The sequence below is a fragment of the Arthrobacter sp. zg-Y1219 genome (assembly GCF_030125545.1).
GTDB lineage: Bacteria > Actinomycetota > Actinomycetes > Actinomycetales > Micrococcaceae > Arthrobacter_B.
This window is the reverse complement of record NZ_JASKLY010000015.1, coordinates 67,684-84,912: the sequence shown is the minus strand read 5'-3', so window position 1 is coordinate 84,912 and position 17,229 is coordinate 67,684. Positions and strand designations below refer to the sequence as shown.

15 protein-coding genes are annotated in these 17,229 nt (G+C 68.5%); 5 read left to right on the top strand and 10 right to left on the bottom strand.

The window, feature by feature from the left end; all coding sequences use genetic code 11:
- Window positions 1–52: 52 nt before the first annotated feature.
- Together QNO00_RS13355 and QNO00_RS13350 are read right to left on the bottom strand one after the other, a co-directional pair.
- Entirely contained in the window at window positions 53–607 is a 555-nt protein-coding gene (locus QNO00_RS13355; protein WP_229964539.1) for a GNAT family N-acetyltransferase, read from the bottom strand.
- Window positions 608–661: 54 nt separating this feature from the next.
- Complete coding sequence (locus QNO00_RS13350) at window positions 662–1,378, bottom strand: YoaK family protein (RefSeq protein WP_284024837.1); 717 nt, start codon at window positions 1,376–1,378, stop codon at window positions 662–664.
- Window positions 1,379–1,497: 119 nt separating this feature from the next.
- On the opposite strand from QNO00_RS13350, the gene QNO00_RS13345 reads away from it, so the two are divergent.
- The gene (locus tag QNO00_RS13345) at window positions 1,498–3,318 is read left to right on the top strand and encodes a gamma-glutamyltransferase family protein (RefSeq protein WP_284024836.1); all 1,821 of its coding nucleotides are present in this window, start codon (window positions 1,498–1,500) and stop codon (window positions 3,316–3,318) included.
- Window positions 3,319–3,350: 32 nt separating this feature from the next.
- Here QNO00_RS13345 and QNO00_RS13340 read toward each other — a convergent pair whose 3' ends face one another.
- Both QNO00_RS13340 and QNO00_RS13335 read right to left on the bottom strand, forming a co-directional pair.
- Entirely contained in the window at window positions 3,351–4,076 is a 726-nt protein-coding gene (locus QNO00_RS13340) for a hypothetical protein (protein WP_284024835.1), read from the bottom strand.
- Complete coding sequence (locus tag QNO00_RS13335; protein ID WP_284024834.1) at window positions 4,073–4,540, bottom strand: hypothetical protein; 468 nt, start codon at window positions 4,538–4,540, stop codon at window positions 4,073–4,075. Before QNO00_RS13335 ends, QNO00_RS13340 begins: the two co-directional genes overlap by 4 nt.
- 170 nt (window positions 4,541–4,710) lie before the next feature.
- On the opposite strand from QNO00_RS13335, the gene QNO00_RS13330 reads away from it, so the two are divergent.
- Window positions 4,711–5,673 carry an L-lactate dehydrogenase gene (locus QNO00_RS13330; protein ID WP_229964544.1) on the top strand — a complete coding sequence of 321 codons (963 nt, stop codon included), beginning with the start codon at window positions 4,711–4,713 and terminating at the stop codon, window positions 5,671–5,673.
- Between the two features lie 109 nt (window positions 5,674–5,782).
- Here QNO00_RS13330 and putP read toward each other — a convergent pair whose 3' ends face one another.
- The 6 genes from putP to QNO00_RS13300 all read right to left on the bottom strand — a co-directional run bounded on the left by putP (window position 5,783) and on the right by QNO00_RS13300 (window position 13,666).
- Complete coding sequence (gene putP / locus QNO00_RS13325; protein WP_229964545.1) at window positions 5,783–7,294, bottom strand: sodium/proline symporter PutP; 1,512 nt, start codon at window positions 7,292–7,294, stop codon at window positions 5,783–5,785.
- Window positions 7,295–7,389: 95 nt separating this feature from the next.
- The gene (locus QNO00_RS13320; protein ID WP_284024833.1) at window positions 7,390–8,916 is read right to left on the bottom strand and encodes a gamma-aminobutyraldehyde dehydrogenase; all 1,527 of its coding nucleotides are present in this window, start codon (window positions 8,914–8,916) and stop codon (window positions 7,390–7,392) included.
- Window positions 8,913–10,349, bottom strand: a complete 1,437-nt coding sequence (locus QNO00_RS13315; protein ID WP_284024832.1) for an NAD(P)/FAD-dependent oxidoreductase — start codon at window positions 10,347–10,349, stop codon at window positions 8,913–8,915. Before QNO00_RS13315 ends, QNO00_RS13320 begins: the two co-directional genes overlap by 4 nt.
- Before the next feature lie 41 nt (window positions 10,350–10,390).
- Complete coding sequence (locus QNO00_RS13310; RefSeq protein WP_284024831.1) at window positions 10,391–11,746, bottom strand: NAD(P)/FAD-dependent oxidoreductase; 1,356 nt, start codon at window positions 11,744–11,746, stop codon at window positions 10,391–10,393.
- A gap of 25 nt (window positions 11,747–11,771) precedes the next feature.
- The gene (locus QNO00_RS13305; RefSeq protein ID WP_269439117.1) at window positions 11,772–13,208 is read right to left on the bottom strand and encodes an aspartate aminotransferase family protein; all 1,437 of its coding nucleotides are present in this window, start codon (window positions 13,206–13,208) and stop codon (window positions 11,772–11,774) included.
- Window positions 13,205–13,666 (bottom strand): Lrp/AsnC family transcriptional regulator, encoded by a 462-nt coding sequence (locus tag QNO00_RS13300; protein ID WP_284024830.1) that lies wholly within the window; start codon window positions 13,664–13,666, stop codon window positions 13,205–13,207. The genes QNO00_RS13305 and QNO00_RS13300 overlap by 4 nt, the downstream gene beginning before the upstream one ends.
- Window positions 13,667–13,908: 242 nt before the next feature.
- Between QNO00_RS13300 and QNO00_RS13295 the strand changes: the two genes are divergently transcribed.
- Genes QNO00_RS13295 through QNO00_RS13285 form a run of 3 tightly spaced genes read left to right on the top strand, consistent with a single transcriptional unit; the run spans window position 13,909 to window position 17,221 of the window.
- Complete coding sequence (locus tag QNO00_RS13295; protein WP_284024829.1) at window positions 13,909–15,123, top strand: ABC transporter substrate-binding protein; 1,215 nt, start codon at window positions 13,909–13,911, stop codon at window positions 15,121–15,123.
- The gene (locus tag QNO00_RS13290; RefSeq protein ID WP_284024828.1) at window positions 15,123–16,277 is read left to right on the top strand and encodes an ABC transporter ATP-binding protein; all 1,155 of its coding nucleotides are present in this window, start codon (window positions 15,123–15,125) and stop codon (window positions 16,275–16,277) included. The genes QNO00_RS13295 and QNO00_RS13290 overlap by 1 nt, the downstream gene beginning before the upstream one ends.
- Window positions 16,277–17,221 carry an ABC transporter permease gene (locus tag QNO00_RS13285; RefSeq protein ID WP_284024827.1) on the top strand — a complete coding sequence of 315 codons (945 nt, stop codon included), beginning with the start codon at window positions 16,277–16,279 and terminating at the stop codon, window positions 17,219–17,221. The genes QNO00_RS13290 and QNO00_RS13285 overlap by 1 nt, the downstream gene beginning before the upstream one ends.
- Window positions 17,222–17,229: the final 8 nt, after the last annotated feature.

The window sequence follows — 17,229 nt, the reverse complement described above, 5'->3', positions numbered from 1 at the left end:
CACGGGGTTGACGACGGCGGAAAGCTGGCGGCGGTCCGGCGGGCGCGCGCGGCTACAGGGGGTCGGTGTACCAGCCGCGGGCCAGATAAATGTCGGTGTACGACCCGCGGTCGACGTCGAGATCCTCGCGGCGGGTGAGCCCGGCCGCGAGCGCCGTCTGCTGCGAACCGAGGTTGTCAGCGGTGGTGTAGGCAATCACCGGCAGCCCCGGCAGCAGCTTTTCCGCCAGCCGGACCGCTTCCCGGGCGCCTTCCGTGGCGTAGCCCCGGCCCCAGGCCTCCGGAACGTAGCGGTAATAGAGGTTCAGTGCGGGCCTGGACTGCACGAGCCGGTGGGAGAGCCCGGTGAATCCGATGAGTGTCTGCGGGTCCGCCTGCGTGGTCACCGCCCAGACGCCGAAGCCGTGGCGGTACCAGTGCAGCCCGATTTCGTGGAAAATACGGGCCGACGACGCCCGGGTCACTGAGCGCGGCGCCGGATGGTGAACGTTGGTGCGCGGGTCCGTGTGCAGGTCCAGGGCTGCCGGTTCATCGGCGCCTTCCGGACGCCGCAGGATCAGCCGGTCGGTGAGGACCGGGGTCCAATCGGCAACATCCTGTGCGGGCATGGACCAACTTTAAGGCAGAAACGGCGCCTGGTACACCGGCGCCCCCGCCCGGGGCTATCCGGCCTCGGTTGCCGCTTCCGCCCCTGCCTCGCTTTCGCGGTGATGGCGCACGTAGCCGGCCGCCGCCACCGCAATGGAGATCGCTGCGGACACGGCCAGCCCCAGCCACAGTCCGACTTTCAGCGCGGCAGACCCGGCGACGGCGCCCGCCAGGATCAGCGCGACAGCCAGCGCACGCCGCTGCCAAAACCGGCTGTCGCCGCCGGCCAGCTTCGAATCCGAGGCCAGCCCGGTGATGGTGGACGTCACCACTACCGTGGTGATCTCGGCGACCTTCAGCCGTTTGGCAGTGGCGGCCTGAACGCCCATGACCGTGGCCATCGAGGAAGTGGTGAGGCTGCCCAGCGTGGAGTTGCCCTGGACATCGGCGACCGCCACGAAGACCGCGAGCGCCGTGAGCCCGGCGGCCACCACAATCAGCGCGATGGAGGTGCGCGAAGACCAGCCCTCGGGACCCTTGCGCAGCATGCGGCCGGCCAGGGCGGCTCCGAGCATGAAAAAGATCAGCGCCAGCGTGGGCCGCAGAATCGGCAGCTGCCCTCCGTCGGCAAAGGCCATGCCCAGGAGGACGACGTTTCCCGTCATATTTCCGGTGAACACCCGGTCCAGTCCGAGATAGCCGACGGCGTCCACCACCCCGGTGGAGAACGTCAGCGCCAGCATCAGCCACAGGTGCACCCGGTCGGTGGGCACCGCATTCAATCGCTTCACGTTGGAAAACTCCCGTACCTAGAGGATGCTGCCGGCAACTGTATCCGAAGTTCCGGGTGTAGCTTCGTTGGTATTGACCCCCGGCCCGCCGGCTTCCAGCGACAGGAACACCAGCCACCGTGACTTTCACAGCACCCGATTCCTTCACCACCCGTCCCACGCTCCAGGGCACCTTCGGCATGAGCGCCTCCACCCACTGGCTGGCCACGGCCTCCTCGCAGGCGGTGCTCGAACGCGGCGGCAACGCCTTTGACGCCGCCGCGGCGGCAGCATTCGTCCTGCACGTGGTCGAACCGCACCTGAACGGGCCGGGCGGGGACATGACAGGGATTTTCGTTACCGCCGCCAACCCCTCCGAACCAGTGGTCCTGATGGGGCAGGGCCCGGCTCCGGCGGCGGCGACGCCGGAACACTACCGCGCCGAGGGCCTGGAGCTGGTGCCCGGCGCCGGTGCCCTGGCCGCTGCCGTTCCGGCCGCCGTCGACGCCTGGCTGATGCTGCTCCGCGACCACGGCACCTGGGAACTTGCCGACGTGCTGGCCTACGCCGTCGGCTACGCCCGCGACGGGCATCCCGTGCTGGGCAGGGTCGGCGCCACGATCGCCTCCGTCGCTGACCTGTTCGCCCGGCACTGGCCCACCTCCGCGGAGCAGTGGATGCCCGGCGGACGGATTCCGCAGGACGGGGAGATCATCCGCAACGAGGCCTATGCTGCGGTCCTGGACCGGTTGGCGGCGGCCGGCAGCCCGGAGGGCAGCCGGGAGGAACGCATCGATGCGGCCCGCCGCGAGTGGCGCGAAGGGTTTGTGGCCCGTGCCGCCGTCGACTTCCTGTCGGTGCCGCACCGCCATTCGTCCGGCTCGGATCACGCCGGGGTGCTGACCCTGGCGGACTTTGCGTCCTGCAGCGCAGCCTACGAGCCGGCGCTGACCTTTGACTTCCGCGGCCACACCATTGCCAAGACCGGACCCTGGGGCCAGGGGCCGGCGCTGCTGCAGACCCTGGCCATCCTGGCCGGCTTTGACGACGAGCGGCTGGATCCCTCCACCGAGCTGGGCGCGCACACCATCCTGGAAGCGCAGAAGCTGGCCATCGCCGATCGGGAGGCCTACTACGGCGATGCCGGAGACACGCGGGCCGGGGTTCCCCTGGACTACCTGCTCAGCGAGGAGTACGCCGCCGGGCGCCGCGCCCTGATCACCGACCGCGCCTCCCACGAGTTCCGGCCCGGAACGGTCCCCGGCCGCACGCCGTTTGTGCCGCCGCTGCGCACCGAATACCTCGCGCCGGCGCTGGCCGGCGCGGCCTTCGCCGGAGTGGGCGAACCGACGGTTCTACCCACGGGGGAGACCCGCGGCGACACCTGCCACATCGACGTCGTGGACCAGTGGGGCAACATGGTCTCCGCCACGCCGTCGGGCGGCTGGCTGCAGTCCTCGCCCACCATTCCGGACCTCGGGTTCTGCCTGGGGTCGCGGCTGCAGATGACCTGGCTGGAAACCGGTGCTCCGTCCACCTTGGCGGCCGGCAGGCGCCCCCGGACCACGCTCACGCCCACGCTGGTGCTTCGGGACGGCCGGCCGGTCACGGCGCTGGGTTCGCCCGGGGGTGACCAGCAGGACCAGTGGCAGCTGCTGTATCTGCTGCGCACGCTCGTCGGCGGCTATACACCGCAGCAGGCAGTGGACGCGCCGGCCCTGCACACCACCTCGCTTCCCGGGTCCTTCTATCCCCGGACCTGGACACCCGGCGGTGCAGTGGTCGAAGACCGGCTCGGCGACGCCGTCATCGAGGGCCTGTCCCGGCGCGGACACGTGATCACCCGGGCCGGGAACTGGGCCCTGGGCCGCCTCTCCGCGGTGGTTAGCGATCCGGAGACCGGCCTGCTGCAGGCAGCCGCCAACCCCAGGGGAGCGCAGGGGTACGCCGCCGGCCGCTAGCTGCACCGCGGGATCAGTCGGCCACAGCAGGATCAGGCCGCACCCGCAGCCGGGGCGGGCGGGCCGGCCGGCCCGCCGCGCGCAATCCGCCGGCGCTGCCACAGGGTCCAGACCAGCCAGATGCCCCACACCAGCAGCAGCACCGCGGCTCCGGCGAGGGCCGTTGACCAGCTCAGCGGCCCGGTCCGCCCGGCGATCACCAGAAAGCCCCACCAGGACACCGCGGCGACGGCCAGCAGGTTCACCAGCGGGCCCAGGACGGCGGCCCCGCTGCGGGTGCGCACTGCGGTGACCACGACGTCGGCCGCCATGAGCACGGCCACTGCACAGACCGTGCCGGCGGCGAAGGCGGCGACCTCGGGGGACACATCGCGGTCCGCAAACCAGAGGATCAACAGGATGACCGCTGCGGCCAGCGCCAGCGCCTCGATGACGGCACCCAGCAGGTTCAGGCCGCGGAGCTGGCGCTCGCTGTCCCGCCGCTTGGCCGGGATGAAGCCCCAGGCCGACCGCCGGAAGTAGGAGGAAGCCAGGTTCGCGAAGAGCAGGGTGGCGCCGGCGGCGACAAACGGAGCCACGAAGTTGTTGCTCAGCACCCAGACCAGGGCGGCAACGGCAGCAAAGACCTGCGGCGAGCCCAGGATGCCGAGTCCCCAGGCGATCAGGAACGGCCGCCGGGCCGGCTCGAGGTCCAGCGGATGGACAAGGTAGTGGGTCTTGGCGTCCGGCAGTGCAACGCGCTCGTTGATCGGATTCACGGGGACCTCCAGGGAACCGTGTCCAGATGCGGCCCACGCAGGCCGCCCCTGGCGATTTCGTAGATTTTCTGCCGGGACACGCCCAGCTCTTCCGCTACCGTGACCGCACTGAAATCCTCCAGCAGGTCGGCGGCAGCCAAGGATCTGATGCCCGATGCCCTGCGGCCCAGCTGCGCCGCAAGAGCACCGACTTCGGCGGCCAGCAGGGCAACGGCGAGGGTGCCGCCAAAGGGGACGGCCCACCCCGGCTCCCCGGCCGAGGCGGCAGCATAAAGGTGGTCGCCGCCGTCGGACAGGACCGACTGAACCATGGCCGCGGACAACCCCGCCGCCTCGAAACGGGCGGCAGCGGCGGCGCGTTCGGGCGCCGGCCGGTGGGACAGCACCCTGTCCCAGGGCGTTCCGTCCTTGGCTGTTCGGCGGGAGTCCGGTCCGCTGTTGTCAGCCCGGGGGTTACTGATCATGGTTCGAGTGTGCGCGCTTCGGGCAGCGGCGTAAACCCCCTGGTGACAATTTCGTGCTGCGGCCTTTGAACGGCCCGCCGGTCCCGGTGCCGGGGCCGTTCCCAAGCCCGGACCCCGCGCCTACCATTGCTAGGAAGAGGAATTCCTCCAATCGTGAGCGGGGCTCTGCCATGGCCAACATCACCACCAGACCGGTTACCAAGCTGGGAATTGTCGGTGCGGGAAGCGTGGGAACATCGCTTGCCTACGCCGCCATCATCCGGGATGCCGCGCGGGAGATCGCCATCTACGACATCGACGCCACCCGTGCGGAGGCCGAGGGCCTGGACCTGGCCCACGGCACGCAGTTCACCGGCGCGAACACCGTGACCGGCGGCGGGCGCATCGAGGCCCTCGCCGGTTCGGACGTCATCGTGATCACCGCCGGGGCGCGTCAAAAGCCGGGGCAGACCCGGCTGGAGCTGGCGGGCGTCAACGTGGACATCATTTCAAAGCTGATGACGCAGTTAATGGAGCAGGCTCCGGACGCCGTTTACATCCTGGTGACCAATCCCTGCGACGTGCTGACGGTGGCCGCGCAGAAAGTTTCCGGGCTGCCGCGGAACCGGATCTTCTGTTCCGGCACCGTGCTGGACACCTCCCGCCTGCGGCTGCTCCTCGCCCGGGAAGCGCATGTGCTGATGACCAGCGTGCACGCCACCATCATTGGTGAGCACGGTGATTCCGAGTTCCCGGTCTGGTCCAACGCCACCATCGGTCCGGTGCCCATCCGGGACTGGAAGATCAGCGGCCGGCAGGTTTTCACCCAGACGTATCTGGACGCGGTCACCGACGACGTCATCAACGCCGCGTACCGGGTGATCGAGGGCAAGGGCGCCACCAACTACGCCATCGGGCTCGCCGGCGTGCGGATCGTGGAAGCCGTGATGCAGGCCGAAAACGCGGTGCTTCCCGTCTCGGCGTCCCTGCAGGGCGAATACGGCATCAGCGGCGTCGCGCTGTCCCTGCCCTCGATCGTGGGCATCAACGGCGTGTACGACATGCTGGAGATGCCGCTGGACGACGCCGAGACCAAGAAGCTGCAGGACTCCGCGGAGACCCTGCAGAACACGCTGGCCCAGCTCGGGGTGTAGGGCGTGCGCCATGGCCGCCTTAACGCGAACGACGGCGGGAGGTCACCGAAATTCGGTAACCTCCCGCCGTCGTGCCTCCGCGGCCGGAGCCCGGAGGGCGCGCGCGGAACTAGACGCGGGCGGGCTCTGCCGGTGCGGCGCCGCCCTTGGCGATTCGCACGGCGTCGTCGAATTCGGCGTCGATCTCAGCTGAGGGCTTGTACGTCAGCCGGCTGACCACCACGGTGAGCACCAGGTTGATGATGAAGCCCGGAATGATTTCGTAGACATCGCCGAGGACGCCTGGCATTTCGAACGTGCCCCACAGGAAGGCAACCGCGGCGCCGGCGATCATGCCGGTCAGCGCGCCGGCAGTGGTGAGTCGGCGCCAGTAGAGGGCGAGCAGGATGGTGGGGCCGAAGGCCGCGCCGAAGCCGGCCCAGGCAAAGCCCACCAGTTCCAGGATCGAGGCGTTGCGGTCCAGGGCGATCAGGATCGACACCACCGACACCAGCAGCACACCCATGCGGCCGAGCATCACCAGGGACCGCGGCGAAGCATCGCGCTTGAACGCAATCTTGTACAGGTCCTCGACCAGGGCCGAGGACGTCACAATCAGCTGGGAGGAAATCGTGCTCATGATCGCGGCCAGCACGGCGGCCAGCACAAATCCGGCCACCAGCGGGTGGAAGAAGAACTGGGCCAGGCTCAGGAACACTGCCTCGGGATCGGCCAGCGTGAGGTCGTTCTGCTGGAAGTACGCAGCGCCGATCAGTGCCGTCATGATGGCGCCGATCACGGTCAGGAGCATCCAGGCGACGCCGATCCGGCGTCCGGCCACGGCATCCTGCGGGGAGCGCAGGGCCATGAAGCGCACGATGATGTGCGGCTGGCCGAAGTAGCCCAGGCCCCAGGCCAGGGCAGAGATGACGCCCACCGCGGTGCCGCCGGCAATCGGGTCCAGCATGTCCGGGTTGATCTCGCGCAGTGAATCGGTCATGCCGCCCAGGCCGCCGACCTGGGTCAGGCCGACCAGCGGCACCATAACCAGTGCAACCAGCATCATCAGGCCCTGGACGACGTCGGTGTAGCTGGCGGCGAGGAAACCGCCGAAGAGGGTGTAGGCAATGGTCACGCCGGCCACGATCAGCATGCCGATCAGGTAGCTGGAGCCGAACGAGCTCTCAAAGAACACGCCGCCGGCCACCATTCCGGAGGAAACGTAGAACGTGAAGAAGATCAGGATGATCAGGCCGGAGACCACGCGCAGCACGCGGGAGCGGTCCTTGAGCCGGTTCTCCAGGAAGCTGGGCACCGTGATGGAGTTGTTCGACACCAGGGTGTAGGACCGCAGCCGCGGGGCTACGAACTTCCAGTTCAGCCATGCGCCGGCGGTGAGGCCGACGGCGATCCAGCCTTCCACCAGCCCGGAAACGTAGATGGCGCCCGGCAGTCCCATCAGCAGCCAGCCGGACATGTCGGACGCGCCGGCGCTCAGCGCGGCAACTCCGGGCTTCAGGTCCCGGCCCGCCAGCATGTAGTCGTCGAGGTCGGTGGTGCGCCGGTAGGCCCACCAGCCAATCGCCAACATGGCGAGCATGTAGATCGCCATGGCGATCAGCTTGTATGTCTGGTCAGTCATTAGGAATGCCGTTCACTCTGGTTACGTATCTCGGTCCGGCCCGAAGGCCCGTCCAAGTATGCCAAGGGTCACACGGGGCGGGAAATCGCGGCGGTTCAGCGCAACCGGAAGACGGTGTCCTGCCAGTCCTTGTGGGCCGCGGTGTCCCGGCTCATCATGACGTGCTTGATGTTGGTGTAGTCCTGCAGCGAGTACGCGGACATGTCCTTGCCGAAGCCCGATCCCTTGTACCCGCCGTGCGGCATTTCCGAGATGATCGGAATGTGCTCGTTGATCCAGACGCAGCCCGCTGAAAGTTCCGCCGCGGCGCGCAGCGACCGGTTCAGGTCCCGGGTCCAGGCGGAGGCCGCGAGCCCGTACGGGGTGTCGTTGGCCAGCGCCAGTCCCTCGTCGTCGGTGTCAAAGGGCAGGGCGGTGAGCACCGGGCCGAACACCTCCTGCTGCACGATTTCCGACTCCTGCGCGGCACCGGCCACCAGCGTCGGGCGGTAGTAGGCGCCGGCGGCCAGGGGGCCGCCCGGCGCGCTTCCGCCGGCCAGGATCCGCGCTCCGGCGTCCCGGGCGCGGGTGACGAAGCCGGCCACCCGGTCCCGGTGCGCATGCGAGATCAATGCGCCCAGATCCGTGGCCTCATCCCGCGGATCGCCCAGGACCACCCGGTCCATGAGCTCGGCCACGCGTGCGGTGAAGGCCTCGAACAGCGGGCGCTGGATGTAGGCGCGGGTGGCGGCGGTGCAGTCCTGGCCGCCGTTGATGATGGCCGCGGCCACGGCACCGTGGGCGGCGGCCTCAACATCGGCGTCGTCGAAGACCACCAGTGGTGCCTTGCCGCCGAGCTCCAGATGCACGCGTTTGCCGGTGCGGGCGGCCAGCGCCATGATGTGGCGGCCGACGGCGGTGGACCCGGTGAAGGACGTCATGGCCACGTCCGGATGGGTCACCAAGGCCTCGCCGGCGGTCCGGCCGGAGCCGGTGACAATGTTGATCACCCCGTCCGGAATCCCCGCCGCAGCTGCCGCCTCCGCGAACAGCAGCGAGGTTCCCGGGGTGAGTTCGGAGGGCTTGAGCACAATGGTGTTGCCGGCTGCGACGGCCGGCAGGATCTTCCAGCCCGCCATCTGCAGCGGATAGTTCCACGGCGTTATGGAACCAACCACCCCGACGGCTTCGCGCCGGATCATGGAGGTGGCGTCCCGGGCGTACTCCCCGGCGGCGAGACCGTCCAGGGCGCGGGCCGCACCGGCGAAGAACACCGCGTTGTCGATGGTTCCGGGGACGTCAAACCCGGAGGCCAGCCGGATGCTCTTGCCGGTCTGCTCGGATTCGACGGCCGCGAGCAGATCCGCGCGGTCCCGCAGCTGCGCGGCCAGCAGGTGCAGGGCATCGGACCGCTCGGCGGGGGTGGAGCGGGACCACGCGGGAAAAGCAGCCCGGGCAGCGCCGACCGCAGCGTCCACATCGCCGGCATCCGCGTAGCGCAGGGTTTCCGCGGTGTCTCCGGTGGCGGGGTTGATGCGCTCAGCTTCCTCCCCGTGGCCGTGCCGGTAGGTGCCGTTGATGAACTGGTGGCCGTCGGGAAAGGCCTGCCCGCCGGAGAACCGGGCGGTTGCTTCGCCGCTCATGAGTCAAACCCCATTCCTGCGTAATCCAGCGCCTTGAGCCACGGCCCGCGCCGGCCCTGCCGGCGGTCGGCGCGGACCATTGCCGCCGTCGTCGCCTTGATGCCCAGCCAGGCCGCCGGTTCCGGCGGAAACGGCAGCGGTTTTTTCCGAACCATGTCCAGCCGGGTGCGTTCGGTTTCCGTGCCGGAGAGCAGGTCCAGCAGCACGTTGGCGGCGAAGCGCGTGGCTCCCACACCCAGTCCGGTGAAGCCGGCGGTGTACGCGACAGCGGACTGGTGGGCGGTTTCGAAGAACGGAAAGAACCTGCTGCAGGTGTCCACCGCTCCGCCCCAGGCGTGGCTGAAGGCAAGGCCGTCGAGCTGGGGAAAGGTGGCGCGGAAGTGCGCGGCCAGCCGGTCGAAGGTTTCCCGGCGCTGGTCGTATTCGGGCCGCAGCGTCCGGCCGTAGTGGTAGACCGCGTCGTAGCCGCCGAACAGGATCCGGGGCCGGCCGGAGGCGTCGGTGGTCAGGCGGTAGTAGTGGAACCGGTTGTTCAGGTCGCTCAGTCCCTGCCGGTTGTGCCAGCCGACGGCGGCGAGCTGGCCGTCGCTGAGCGGTTCGGTCATCAGGGCGTAGTCGTAGACCGGCACCGTGTGCAGGCGGGTCCGGCGCAGCAGCGACGGAAACGCGTTGGTGCCCAGCGCCGCGTGACGAGCGGTGACGGTGCCGCCGTCGGTGGTCAGCCGAATCCGGTTTCCGTCCGGGTGCAGCGCCCGGACGGGGGTGTTTTCGCAGATCACGACGCCGGCCTCCCGGCAGGCGCGCGCCAGGCCCCACGCCAGCCGGGCCGGGTTGAGCAGTGCTGTGCTTTCCCGATCCCACAGGCCGGCGAGGTAGAGCGGGGAGTCCACCTCCTTGCGGACGGCTTCCCCGTCCAGGAAGACCAGTCCCGGATCGTCCGCTGCCTCCTCCGCGAGCTCCGCCACCTGATGCGCTTCGGTGGCCACTGACAGGCTTCCGGTCCATTCGAACCCGCAGTCGATCCCGTACCTTTTAACGGTCTCCGCCAGCTCGTGCAGGTTCTCCCGCCCCAGCTGCTCCAGCCGACGTGCTTCGCCGGGCAGGTGTTTTTCGCCGTTGGCCTTGCCATGCGTCAGGCTGGCCTCGCAGAATCCGCCGTTGCGCCCCGACGCTGCCCAGCCGATCCGGCGGCCCTCCAGCAGCAGCACCCTTCGGCCGGGATCGCGTTCCTTGGCCATCAGTGCCGTCCACAGGCCGGTGTAGCCGCCGCCCACGACGGCCAGATCGGTGTCCGTGCCGGCCTGCAGGGCTGGCAGCTCGGCCGGCCGGTCGGGGTCGTCCAGCCAGTAGGGGAGGGCGGCCGCACCGGCGAGGGCGTCGGCGACACGGTGCGGCGGGTGCCGGCGTTCGGCTAGGTCATAGACGGTGGGCATGGGTTCTCTTTCTCAACGGTCAGGGTGGTTCGGTCGGATGCTCATCGGCCGGAGACCAGGTCAGCGGCGCGTGCCAGCGGGGAGGTGGCTGCGCTCCGGGTGCGGTTTTCCCGCCGGTCGGCGGCGTAGTAGGCCTGGTACATGGCTCTCACGCCCAGCCAGCGCAGCGGTTCCGGCTCCCAACGGCGGACCGTCCGGTTCACCCAGGGCATGACGGTCAGCTCCGTGTCCTCGCCCAGGACCAGGTCCCGCAGCGTGCGTCCGGCCAGGTTGGCCGCAGCCACGCCGGTCCCCACGTAGCCGCCGGCCCAGCCGACGCCGGTGGACGGATCCAGTCCCACCGTTGCCTTCCAATCGCGCGGCACGCCCAGGACACCGGACCAGGCCTGCTCGATCCGGGGGTCGCACGCCGCGGGGAACATTTCGCCGAGCAGGGAGTGTAGCCGGCGGACGGTGGCGGGCGCCGTGGCGCCGTCGTCATCCGTGCGGGAACCGAACCGGTAAGGAACGCCGCGTCCGCCCAGGGCGATCCGGCCGTCCGCCGTGCGCTGGGCATACATGTAGGCGTGGGCCATGTCGGCGATGGCTTCCATGCCGTTCCAACCGATCTCCGCCCAGGCGCTCGCCGGAAGCGGCTCGGTAACGATCATTGAGGAGTTCATCGGCAGCCAGTCACGGTGAGAACGCCGCAGCCCGGCGGTGAATCCCTCGGTGGCCCGCAGGACGTGGCGGCACCGCACGACGCCGCGGGAGGTCACCGCGGTGCCGGTGCGGATTTCTGTGACGGGCGTGTCCTCGTAGAGCCGCACGCCCATCGCCTCGACTGTGCGGGCCAGTCCGCGGACGAGCTTGGCCGGCTGCACCCGCGCGCAGTGCGGCTGGTACAGGCCGCCGAGGGAGCCGGCCACCGCTGCCCGGCCGTCGGTCTCGCGGCGGTCCAGCAACCGGGCTCCGGCTTCGGGCCACTGCGCCTCGTCGGCGGCCCAGGCCTGCAGCCGCGCGAGCTGCGCCGGGTTCCGCGCCAGGTTCAGCTCGCCGCCCTTGACGATGTCGGCGTCGATTCCTTCCGCCGCCGCCACGCTGATCACCTCGTCCACGGTGTCGTTGAGCAGCTCCTGGAACCGGCCGACGACGGCGCGGCCGGAGGTTCGGACGTACTGGGTGCGGCCCCCGGTGATGCTGTTGGTGAGCCAGCCGCCGTTGCGGCCCGAGGCGCCGAACCCGGCGAACCGGGCTTCCAGCACGGCAATGTCGAGCCCGGGTTGGGCCTGCTTCAGGTAGTACGCGGTCCACAGGCCGGTGTAGCCCGCACCGACAATAACGACGTCGGCGGTCGAGTCCCCCGCAAGCGCGGGCCGGGGCTGCGGCAGCCCCTCGGCTGCGTGCCAGAAGGACACCCGCCCGTTGACGGTCGGCGCCTGCCTAGAGATGGTTCATCCCCTCGCTGAGCACGCTGCGCAGGATCGCCTCGATCTGGTCGAATTCCGGCTGGCCCATGGTCAGGGGCGGGGCCAGCTGAATGACCGGATCGCCGCGGTCATCGGCGCGGCAGTACAGGCCGGCGTCGTACAGGGCGGTGGACACGTAGCCGCGCAGCAGGCGCTCAGACTCCTCGTCGGTGAACGTTTCCTTGGTGGTTTTGTCCTTCACGAGCTCGATCCCGTAGAAGTAGCCCTCGCCGCGGACGTCGCCCACGATCGGCAGGTCCAGGAGCCTTTCCAGCGTGGCGCGGAAGGCCGGGGCGTTGGTCCGGACCCGGTCGTTGAGCTGCTCCCGGTCGAAGATGTCCAGGTTGGCCATGGCGACGGCGGCGGAGACCGGATGCCCGCCGAAGGTGTAGCCGTGGTAGAAGGTGGTGTCGCCCTTGGTGAACGGTTCGAACAGGCGGTCGGTTGCGATCATGGCGCCGATGGGGGCGTAGCCGCTGGTCATTCCCTTGGCGCAGGTGATGATGTCGGGCTGAAAGCCAAAGTCGGTGGACGCGAACATCGAGCCGATGCGGCCGAAGGCGCAGATGGTTTCGTCAGCGACCAGCAGGACGTCGTACTGGTCGCAGATCTCCCGGACCCGGGCGAAGTAGCCGGGGGGCGGCGGAAAGCAGCCGCCGGAGTTCTGCACCGGCTCCAGGAACACTGCCGCCACGGTGTCGGCGCCTTCGAATTCGATGGCTTCACCGATCCGGTCCGCCGCCCAGCGGCCAAAGGCCTCCGGATCGGACAGGCCGGCGGGCGCCCGGTACTGGTTGGTGTTGGGGACCCGGAAGGCGCCAGGAACCAGCGGTTCAAAGGGTGCCTTCATGTCCGGGATGCCGGTGATGGACAGGGCGCCCTGCGGAGTGCCGTGGTAGGCGACGGCCCGCGAGATGACCTTGGTCTTCCCCGGCTTGCCGGTCAGCTTGAAAAACTGCTTGGCCAGCTTCCACGCGGACTCGACGGCCTCGCCGCCGCCGGTCGTAAAGAAGACCCGGTTCAGGTCCCCGGGAGCCCCGGCCGCCAAACGCTCCGCCAAGTCGATGGCCGGCGGATGCGCATAGGACCACAGCGGCATGAAGGCCAGCTCCCGGGACTGCCGGGCAGCGGCCTCGGCCAGCTCTTCGCGGCCGTGGCCCACCTGGACGGCGAAGAGGCCGGCCAGGCCGTCGATCAGTTCATGCCCCCGGTCGTCGTAGAGCAGGTGGCCGCTGCCGCGGGTGATGATGGGAACGTTGCCGCCGGCGGCGGAGCCGGAGTGGCGTGCCATGTGCATCCACAAATGGTCCCGGGCGGCCTGCTGCCGGTCGGTGCCGCGCGGGGTGACAGCGCCGCGCGGCGTGCGGGCCGGGGTCGGCTCGATTGAAGGCTGAACTGTTGTATCGGTCATCTTGTGCCCCAGTTGTAGGCCTGCTTCCGCAGGGAGAGATACATGAACGTTTCAGTGCCGGTGACGCCGGGAATGGCACGGATCCGGTTGACCAGCGCCATCAGGTCCTCGTCATTGGCGCAGACCACTTCCGCGAAAATGTCGAAGGAGCCGGCGGTCACCACGCAGTAGTCCACCTGCTCAAGCGCGGCGATCCGGTCCGCCGTTGCCACCACGTCGCCGCTGGTCCGAACGCCCAGCATCGCCTGCCGGGCGAACCCGAGCTGCAGCGGATCCGTGACGGCAACAATCTGCATGACCCCGGCGTCGGTGAGCTTTTGGACCCGCTGCCGGACTGCCGCCTCCGAGAGGCCCACAGCCTTGCCGATGGCCGCATAGGACCGGCGCCCATCCGCCTGGAGCTGTTCAATGATGGCTTTGGAGGCTTCGTCAACGCCCGACGCCGGTGCGGATTCCACAGTTTGGAGTGCCTTTCTGTTCGCTTTTCGTACACGGCCGGGCCGCGCCTGAGTGTTATTGAAGCCCGTAATTCGTCAATAAACAAGGGTTTGAAAACGGATTACATAGGTATTGAGCGGCGTATCAAATGGAAACCGTTGTGTAACAAAAGTTTTACAACTAAAAACCTTGTCCACCCCTGTGTCCTCTGGCACTATCAACGCAACAACATCCGTCCAGAGCGGTTCAGCAAGGAGCCTCCATGCCCAAGCGCCCGATCACCGATCCGATGCTCCGAAGCATTGTTAACGCCCAGCTCTCGCGCCGCAGGATGCTGATGGGCGCCGGCGGGCTGACTCTCGCGTCCATGCTGGCCGCCTGCGGCACGGGCGGCGGCACCGGGGGCCGGGCCGACGCCGCGGCGACCGCGGCCGCAGACTTGTCGGAGACCGAGAAATCCGTTCGCTGGGCCAACTGGACGCTCTACCTGGATTACGACGACGCCGCCGGCACCTACCCGTCGCTGGACGCCTTCAGCGAAGCCACCGGCATCGAGGCGGACTACTCGGAGGACATCGACGGCAACGACACCTATTTCGGCAAGGTGCAGGGCCAGCTGGCCGCCGGCCAGGACATTGGAGCGGATATCGTCACGCTCACTGACTGGATGGCCGGACGGCTGATCCGGCTGGGGTACACGCAGGAACTGGACCGGGGCAACCTGCCCAACGCCGGGAATCTGCTGGCCGGGCTGCAGGACGTGGATTTTGATCCCGGGCGGAAGCATTCCCTCACCTGGCAGTCCGGGTTCGCCGGCATCGTGTGGAACAAAGAGGCGTTCCCGCAGGGGCTGCGGAATGTCTCGGACCTGTGGCAGCCGGAGCTGAAGGGGCGGGTTGAAGTCCTGGATGAAATGCGGGACACCATGGGGCTGCTGATGATGGAAAACGGCGTTGACGTCACGGGGAACTGGGGCAGCGATGAGTTCGAAAATGCCCTCGATGTTCTCGCCAAGCAAATCTCGGACGGACAGATCCGCCAGGTCAAGGGCAACTCCTACAAGGAGGACCTGATTTCCGGCGACGCCCTGGCCGTCATCGGCTGGTCCGGCGACATCACCCAGCTGAACTTCGAGGAGGGCGACAAATGGGGGTTCGCCCTGCCCGAAGCGGGCGGCACCCTCTGGTCCGACAACCTGCTGGTTCCGATCGGCTCGCCGCACAAGGCCAATGCGGAGAAGCTGATGAACTATTACCTGGAGCCGGAAAACGCTGCGACGGTCGCCGCTTACGTCAACTACATCTGCCCGGTGGAGGGTGCCCGCGAAGCGATGGAATCCATCGATCCCGCACTGGCGGAGAACCCGCTGATCTTTCCCACCGAGGACTACCTGTCCCGCGCCCATGTGGTCCGCACCCTCACCCCCGATGAGGAAACGGACTTCAGCGACCGGTTCCAGACCGCAATCGGCAACTGATGGCCGCCGTCGATCTGCTGCCGGAGCCCGGATCCCGCCAGGAGGCTGCCGGGGGAGACCTGGTGCTCAGCGGACTCTCCAAGCGCTTTGCCGGGTTCACCGCCGTCGACCAGTTGGATCTGGTGATTCCCGCGGGCTCCTTCTTCGCGCTGCTGGGCCCCTCCGGCTGCGGCAAGACCACCACCCTGAAGATGGTCGCCGGGCTGGAACAGCCCACTGCCGGGACCATCAGCATCGGCACCCGGGACATCACCGCGGCCGGGGCGCATCAGCGTCCGGTCAACACGGTGTTCCAGAACTATGCACTCTTTCCCCACATGAGCGTCCTGGACAACGTGGCCTTCGGGCTCAAGCGGCGCAAGGTGCGCGATGCCGAAGCCCAGGCCAAAGCGGCGCTGGAACTGGTGGAACTGGGACACCTGGGCAGTCGCCGTCCCGCCCAGCTCTCCGGCGGGCAGCAGCAGCGCGTGGCCCTGGCCCGCGCCGTCGTCAACCGCCCTGCCGTCCTCCTGCTGGACGAACCGCTGGGCGCCCTGGACATGAAGTTGCGCCGGCAGATGCAGGGGGAGCTGAAGAAGATCCAAACCGAAGTCGGCCTGACCTTCGTCCACGTCACGCACGATCAGGAGGAGGCCATGACCATGGCCGACACGGTCGCGGTCATGAACAGCGGACGGGTGGAACAGATGGGAGCACCCCGGGAACTGTATGAATTGCCGCGCACGGCCTTCGTGGCGAACTTCCTGGGCAAGTCCAACCTGATGCCCGCCGAGGTCACCGGAGAAGACGGGGAACACCTGCTGCTCCTGGCCGGCGGGCACCGCCTGCAGGTGCGCAAGGACAGGGCCACTGACCACAGCGGCCGGGTGCTGATCGGCATCCGGCCCGAAAAGCTGCTGATGAGGCCGGGTGCGGCGGAACCGGCCGGGACAACTCTGCGGGGACTGGTCCTGGACGCCTCGTTCACCGGGGCCAGCACCGAGTACCTGGTGGAGGTGGAAGGGATGGGCCCGATGGGTGTCTTCAGCCAGAACCACGGCGGTGTCCTGGCGGCGGCGGGGGACCGGGTGGCACTGAGCTGGGACGCCGGGCACGCGTTTGGGCTCAGTGGCACCGAGGACCGCGACGCCGGCGCAGGCGAGGACGCCCTCTGATGGCGCTGCTCACCGCGGCCGGCGGAAAAGCGGGGGCCGGCGGAGCGGGAACGGCCGGCGGCGATCCGGAGCTCGACGCCGCGCGCCGCAACGGCCGCACGGGATACCTGCTGATCCTGCCGGGATTCCTCTTTATGCTCCTGTTTTTCGTCCTGCCGGTCTTCTCCCTGCTGGCCACCTCCCTGTACGTGAAACCCGAGGGCGCGGACATCGGCCAGTTCGTGCCGGCACTGGAATTCGGCAACTACGCGGTGGTGCTCCAGGACTATTGGCCGGCAATTGTTCGATCCTTTGGCTTCGCGCTCGCGGCTACTGCCGCAGCGCTCCTGATCGGCTACCCCATGGCCTATCTGGTGGCAGTCCGGCTGCGGGAGCATCGGCTGCTCAAAGGAATCCTCCTGGTGCTGATCATCGCCCCGTTCTTCACCAGTTTCATCCTCCGGACCCAAGCCTGGAAGCAGATCCTGTCCGACGAAGGACCGGTGGTCGCGGTCCTGCGGACGCTGTCCCTGCTGCCGGAGGACGGCCGGCTGACCGCCACGGCCTTCGCCGTGATTTGCGGCCTGACCTATAATTTCCTGCCGTTCATGACGCTGCCCATCTATGCCTCGCTGGAACGGATGGACATCCGGATGATTGAAGCCGGCGGCGACCTCTACGCCAGTCCGGCCAGCACCTTCCGCCGGATCACCCTTCCGTTGTCCCTGCCCGGAGTGATCGCCGGAACCCTGCTCACCTTCATTCCGGCAACGGGGGACTATGTGAACGCCGCGCTGCTCGGCAACAACCAGAACACCACGATGATCGGGCAGGTAATCGATTCACGGTTCTTCCGGGTGGTGGACTATCCCGGAGCCGCGGCGCTGTCCTTCCTGCTGATGCTGGCGATCCTGTTCCTCGTGATCCTGTACGTCCGGCGCTTCGGCACCAAGGAACTGATGTGAGGGCTCCC